Below are 6,000 nucleotides of genomic sequence, written 5' to 3'. Positions count from 1 at the left end.
GAGTTCTCAAGGAACGGACGCTTCCTTTGTACTCACCCTCTCGGGCTTTCCTCCGGGCTTTCGTTCTTCGTTCTTGCGTTTCCGACTCTATCAGATCCTTTCGGGCCTGACCCCCGGTCAGCGGGGTTTGTCTTCCGGGCTGTTGGGCCCTTCCGACTCCCAGAACTCTAGTGGATTTCCCGGCCGATTCATAATCGGCCTTCGGAAATCAATTCGGGCATGCCGAATTCGTTCCCGGTGGGAGATCGTGCTGAGTTGGGTGCCGCAACGAGGCGGCGGGATGTGTCGTCACCAAAACCTTCCGGCTCTGGGACAACTCGAAGAACCTTACGGACCCGCGGGGTCGGTGTCAACCCCTGAGCTCAGGCGCTGGTCAGCTCGGCGACTGGAGGTCCTCGACGCGGTCCAGGAGGCGCGTGAGCATGTCGCCCAGCACTCCCCGCTCCGCCGTGGAGAGGTCCTGGAGGAGGTCCTCCTCGAAGACCGTGGCCGCCCTCATGGCGTCGAGCCACTTGCTGCGGCCCTCGTCCGTGAGCTCCACGATCACGCGGACCCGGTTGGACTCGTCCCGCTCGCGCGTCACCAGTCCCTCCGCCGTCATGCGGTCGATCCGGTGGGTCATCGCCGCCGGCGTGAGGCCCAGCTGCTTCGCGAGCTCGCTCGGGCCCATCCGGTACGGGGATCCGGAGATGACGAGGGCCTTGAGGACCTCCCACTCCGCGTTGCTGATGCCCAGAGCGGCGGTCTGGCGTCCGTACGCGACGTTCATGCGGCGGTTCAGCCGGCTCAGTGCCGAGACCACCTTCTCGACCTGCGGATCGAGGTCCTGGAACTCGCGCTGATAGACGGCGATCTGCTCGTCGAGGCTCGGCTCGTGGACGGGCGCGGTGCCGTCGGGGGTGTCACCCATGGTTCGAAGTATCGCACGAGCCCGTTGGCATCTAACTCCTTCGATGTGTAGAGTTAAGGGTCGAAGTTTAGGTATGAAGTCTTCGGGCTTCAGTTCTCAAAGGCGGTGAGAAGTGACCAGGGTGATGGGCGCTGCGATGCGGCGGATCCAGGCCGGCAACGCGTTGACCGCGTTCGGCATCGGTTTCACGGTTCCGTTCCTCTACATCTACGTGGCGCAGGTGCGGGGTCTTGGTTCCATGGCGGCCACGAGTGCGTTCGTGGCCTTCGCCGTGAGTGCCCTGGTCGCGCTTCCCCTCACCGGCCGGGTCATCGACCGCCGAGGTCCCGTCCCCGTGGTCATCGGTGCGGCCGTCGCCGCCTCGGCCGGTGCGCTGTCGCTCGGGCTGTCCACGGGCATCGTGCCGATCCTGCTGTCCGCCCTGGCGCTCGGCGCCGGGCAGGCCGTCATGCAGCCCGCTCTGGCCACGATGATCGTGTGGTGCTCGACGCCGAGCACCCGTACGCGTGCCTTCGCGCTCCAGTTCTTCATGCAGAACCTGGGTCTGGGCATCGGGGGTCTCATCGGCGGCCAGATCGTCGACGAGAGCCGGCCCGCCAGCTTCACCCTGCTGTTCGGCATCGAGGCCGTGATGTTCCTGGTCCTGGCCGGGGTCATCCTCACCGTGCGCCTGCCGCACGCGCCGAGCATCAAGGACGCCGTGCCGCGGGACGAGTCCCGTTCCGGCGGTGCGTGGAAGCGGCTGCTCGAGCACAAGGCCATGGTCAAGCTGCTGGTGCTGGGCTTCGTGATCTTCTTCGCCTGCTACGGGCAGTTCGAGTCCGGTCTCGCCGCCTTCGGTACCGAGGCCGCCGGCATCTCCCCGTCGACCCTCGGCTTCGCGCTGGCCGCCAACACCGGTGCGATCGTCGTGGCGCAGTTCGTCGTGCTGAAGCTGGTCGAGAAGCGCCGCCGGTCCCGTGTGATCGCGCTGGTCGGCCTGATCTGGACCGTGGCGTGGGTCATCGCCGGGTTCTCGGGGCTGGGGCACGGCAGCGCGATGATGGCCGCCGCCGCGTTCATCACCACGTACGCGCTCTTCGGCATCGGCGAGGCGATGCTGTCGCCGACCCTGGCCCCGCTGGTGGCCGATCTGGCGCCGGAGGGTTCGGTCGGTCAGTACAACTCGGCGTTCGCGCTGGTCAAGCAGATGGCGCTGGCCCTCGGGCCGCTGGGTGTGCCGCTCGGTGCGGGTGTGCCGATGCTCTACATCGGGGTGTTCATCCTGGTCTCGCTGGGCATCGCGTGGCTGGCCCTGCGGCTCGGCAAGCAGCTGAGCCCGGTGCAGGACAAGCCGTCCCTGCTGGGCAGCCGGGTCGTCGCGCAGGGCGCGAAGGCGGGCTCCGAGGTCGGCGAGCCCGTCGGCGCGTAGCCGCGAGGGCGCCCTCGGGCGTGCAGCAGGGCGAAGGCCCCGGTCGGGTGACCGGGGCCTTCGCCGTACCTGCGTACCTGAGTACTGGCGGGCGTACGGGCGTACGCGCCTCCGTGTCTACGGCTGCTTGTCCGGCAGGGCGAACTCGCACCAGACGGCCTTGCCGCCGCCCGGGGTGCGGCGCGAGCCCCAGGAGGAGGCGATGGTCGCGACGATCGAGATGCCGCGCCCGGTCTCGTCTGCCGGTTCGGCCCGGCGGCGGCGCGGGAGGTGGTCGTCCCCGTCGGTGACCTCGATGATCAGCCGGCGGTCGGTGCGGCGCAGCCGCAGCCGCATGGGCGGGGTGCCGTGCTGGAGGGAGTTCGCGACGAGCTCGCTGGCGGCCAGGACGCCGAGGTCGCACAGCTCGACCGGGAAGCGCCAGGAGGCGAGGACCCCGGAGGCGAAGGCGCGGGCGCGCGGGGCGGCCTCGACTCCGCCGAGGAGTTCCAGGGCGGCGTTGTGGAAGAGCTCGGCGTCGGCTCCGGTGCGGCTCGGCTGCTGGAGGACCATGACGGCCACGTCGTCGTCGTGGTCGGCGTCCACGCCGAGGGCGCGCATCAGGCGGTCGCAGATGACCGCCGGGGTGCCCTGGGCGCCGGAGAGGGCGCGTTCCAGGGCGGCCACGCCCTCGTCGATGTCCTCGCCGCGCCGTTCGACGAGGCCGTCGGTATAGAGGACGGCGGTGGATCCGGGGCCCAGGGCGATGGTGCCGGAGGTGTGCAGCCAGCCGCCGGTGCCGAGCGGCGGGCCGGTGGGGTCGGCCGCGCGGCGCACGGTGCCGTCCTCGTCGCGGACGAGGATCGGGAGGTGGCCGGCGGAGGCGTAGGCGAGCAGGCCCTCGTTGGGGTCGTGGACGGCGTAGACGCAGGTGGCGATCTGGCTGGCGTCGATCTCGGCGGCGAGCCCGTCGAGGAGCTGGAGCACCTCGTGCGGGGGCAGGTCGAGGCGGGCGTAGGCGCGGACGGCTGTGCGCAGCTGGCCCATGACGGCCGCGGCACGGACGCCGCGGCCCATGACGTCGCCGATGACGAGGGCGGTGCGGCCGGCGCCGAGGGTGATGACGTCGTACCAGTCGCCGCCGACCGCGGCCTCGGTGCCGCCGGGCTGGTAGGTGGCGGCGATGCGGAGGTCGTCGGGCTGTTCGAGTTCCTGCGGCAGGAGGGAGCGCTGGAGGGTGACGGCGGCTTCGCGCTGGCGGCGCTCGCTGGCGCGCAGCCGTTCGACGGCTTCGGCGTGGTCGCTGACGTCGGCGAGGTGGATCAGGACGCCGGTGTGCCGGGGGTCGGCGTCGCCTTCGGTGGCGGCCTTGGGGAACTCGACGGGGGTGCAGGTGACCGTGTACGAGCTGGTGCCGCCGGGTGCGGTGCGGTTCTTGGCGGTACGGGGCTTGCCGCTGCGCTGGACCTGGTCGAGGAGCGGGAGGAGGCCGAGCTCGCCGAGTTCGGGGAGGGTTTCGTGGGCGGGCGCGCCGGTGGGGCGGGGGCCGAATCCGGCGGTGTAGGCGTCGTTGACGTAGGCGACGCGGTGCTCGGGGCCGTGGACGAGGGCGACGAGGGCCGGGAGCCGGCCGAGGACCTCCCGTACGGAGAGCTCGTCGAGGGCGGGCACGGCGGCGAGGGCGCCGCTGCCTGCGCCGCCGCTCGGGCCGGTGCCCGCGCCGCCCGTCCCCGTGCCGGAGACGGTGGGGTCCGCGGGGCCGTCGTCCGGCGTGGCCGGGCGGGCGGCGCCGCGGGCTGCCGGGACGGCGCCCTCACCCCGCTTGGCCTGGGCGGCGGCGTGTTCGGACCGGGCGGCGGCGCGGCGCTGCGTTCCGGGAAAACGGGCGCTCCAGCGCGTGAAGTTCACTGCGTTCAAGCCTCGTGGTGTCGCAAGTGGTCGCTGTGCCGTGAATGTCACTGTGTGCAGGCGTGGGCCCACCTATGGTCACACGTCCAGTGTGGCCGAGCGCACTGACAACGTCAGCCCTGACTGTCCTTCGGGGGGTTGGGGGCGGGCGGGGGCGGGGGGAATTTGTGGCCGTGTCCTGCGGCGAGTTCGAATTCTGCCCTGGGGTGTTCGAGGGAGCCGAGGGAGACGATCTCACGCTTGAAGAGGCCCGAGAGGGTCCATTCGGCGAGGACGCGCATTTTCCGGTTGAAGGTGGGGACCCGGCTGAGGTGGTAGGTGCGGTGCATCAGCCAGGCGGGGTAGGCCTTGAGCTTGCGGCCGTAGAGGAGTGCCACGCCCTTGTGGAGGCCGAGGGAGGCCACGGAGCCTGCGTACTTGTGCGCGTACTCGGTCAGGAGCTCGCCGCGCAGGGAGGCCACCAGGTTGTCGGCGAGGACCTTGGCCTGGCGGACGGCGTGCTGCGCGTTGGGGGCGCATTCGCGGCCGGGCTCCCCGGCGGTGATGTCGGGGACGGCGGCGGCGTCGCCGGCGGACCAGGCGTGTTCGACGCCCTCGACGGTGAGGAAGGCGGTGCAGGTGAGGCGGCCGCGTTCGGTGCGCGGGAGGTCGGAGGCGGCGAGGACCGGGTGCGGTTTGACCCCTGCGGTCCACACGACGGTACGGGTGGGGAAGCGGGCGCCGTCGCTGAGGACGGCGACGCGGTTCTCGCAGGATTCGAGCCGGGTCTCCAGGCGCACGTCGATGTTGCGGCGGCGCAGTTCGCGGACCGTGTAGACGCCGAGTTCCGGGCCGACCTCCGGGAGGATGTGGTCGCTGGCCTCGACCAGCACCCACTTCATGTCCTCGGGCTTGATGTTGTGGTAGTACCGGACCGCGTCGCGGGCCATGTCCTCCAGTTCGCCGAGGGCCTCGACGCCCGCGTAGCCGCCGCCGACGAAGACGAAGGTGAGGGCGGCGTCGCGGAGGGCGGGGTCGCGGGTGGAGGAGGCGATGTCCATCTGTTCGATGACGTGGTTGCGCAGGCCGATGGCCTCTTCCACGGTCTTGAAGCCGATGGCGTAGTCGGCGAGTCCCGGGATGGGCAGGGTGCGGGAGACGGATCCGGGGGCGAGGACGAGTTCGTCGTACTCGATCTCCAGCGGGCCGGTGCCCTCGTCCTCGGTGGCGAGGGTGGCGACGGTCGCGGTCCGTTTGGCGTGGTCGATGCGCTGGGCCTCGCCGATGACGATGCGGCACTTGTCGAGGACGCGGCGGAGCGGCACGACGACGTGGCGCGGGGAGATCGAGCCGGCAGCCGCCTCGGGGAGGAAGGGCTGGTACGTCATGTAGGGCTCGGCGCTGACCACCGTGACCTCGGCTTCGCCGGCTCTGAGCTTTCGCTGGAGCCGGAGCGCCGTGTACATGCCGACGTAGCCGCCGCCGACGACGAGGATGCGCGTACGGGGCGGGGTACCGGGGTCCGTGCCCCGGGAGTTAGCAGCCTTCACCATCCCATGACGCAACGTGGCCGGGAGTTTGTCCACAGCCCTGACACATTGTGTGACCGGTGGGGGTGCCGGTACGGGGCTGCCGGATGGCTTGAGTGGGGGTGGAGTTTCGCAGGTCAGGTGGTGCGGAAGGGGTGATTCCGGGGGCTTGGATCGGAAAAGTGGGGGTGAATGCTCCGATCGGGCGGTGGTCCGTCCGGGGCTGCCTCTTCTGAATTGACTCTGGCTCAACTATGTTCGTATCTCGTCGAGGAGTAAGACCG

At 70.6% G+C, this 6,000-nt stretch carries 4 protein-coding genes; 1 reads left to right on the top strand and 3 read right to left on the bottom strand.

Annotated features, from left to right (window positions below; genetic code table 11):
- Nucleotides 1-373: 373 nt before the first annotated feature.
- Nucleotides 374-910, bottom strand: coding sequence for a MarR family winged helix-turn-helix transcriptional regulator (locus tag ACFY1T_RS11135; protein ID WP_385196916.1), 537 nt, complete (start codon nucleotides 908-910; stop codon nucleotides 374-376).
- Nucleotides 911-1,034: 124 nt separating this feature from the next.
- On the opposite strand from ACFY1T_RS11135, the gene ACFY1T_RS11130 reads away from it, so the two are divergent.
- Nucleotides 1,035-2,321, top strand: coding sequence for an MFS transporter (locus ACFY1T_RS11130; RefSeq protein WP_390787910.1), 1,287 nt, complete (start codon nucleotides 1,035-1,037; stop codon nucleotides 2,319-2,321).
- Nucleotides 2,322-2,438: 117 nt separating this feature from the next.
- Here the strand turns inward: ACFY1T_RS11130 and ACFY1T_RS11125 are convergent, their stop codons facing one another.
- Complete coding sequence (locus ACFY1T_RS11125) at nucleotides 2,439-4,208, bottom strand: SpoIIE family protein phosphatase (protein ID WP_390787909.1); 1,770 nt, start codon at nucleotides 4,206-4,208, stop codon at nucleotides 2,439-2,441.
- Nucleotides 4,209-4,321: 113 nt separating this feature from the next.
- The gene (locus ACFY1T_RS11120; RefSeq protein WP_390787890.1) at nucleotides 4,322-5,740 is read right to left on the bottom strand and encodes an NAD(P)/FAD-dependent oxidoreductase; all 1,419 of its coding nucleotides are present in this window, start codon (nucleotides 5,738-5,740) and stop codon (nucleotides 4,322-4,324) included.
- Nucleotides 5,741-6,000 lie beyond the last annotated feature (260 nt).

The sequence above is a fragment of the Streptomyces sp. NPDC001194 genome (genome assembly GCF_042896985.1).
In the GTDB taxonomy this organism is placed as follows: Bacteria; Actinomycetota; Actinomycetes; order Streptomycetales; family Streptomycetaceae; genus Streptomyces.
This window is presented reverse-complemented; position numbering and strand designations above follow the sequence as displayed.

What these genes read in the sequence shown, in the direction of transcription:
- ACFY1T_RS11135 (WP_385196916.1), bottom strand. Translation starts at nt 910, where the DNA reads ATGGGTGACACCCCCGACGGCACCGCGCCCGTCCACGAGCCGAGCCTC.
- ACFY1T_RS11130 (WP_390787910.1), top strand. Translation starts at nt 1,035, where the DNA reads ATGGGCGCTGCGATGCGGCGGATCCAGGCCGGCAACGCGTTGACCGCG.
- ACFY1T_RS11120 (WP_390787890.1), bottom strand. Translation starts at nt 5,740, where the DNA reads ATGGTGAAGGCTGCTAACTCCCGGGGCACGGACCCCGGTACCCCGCCC.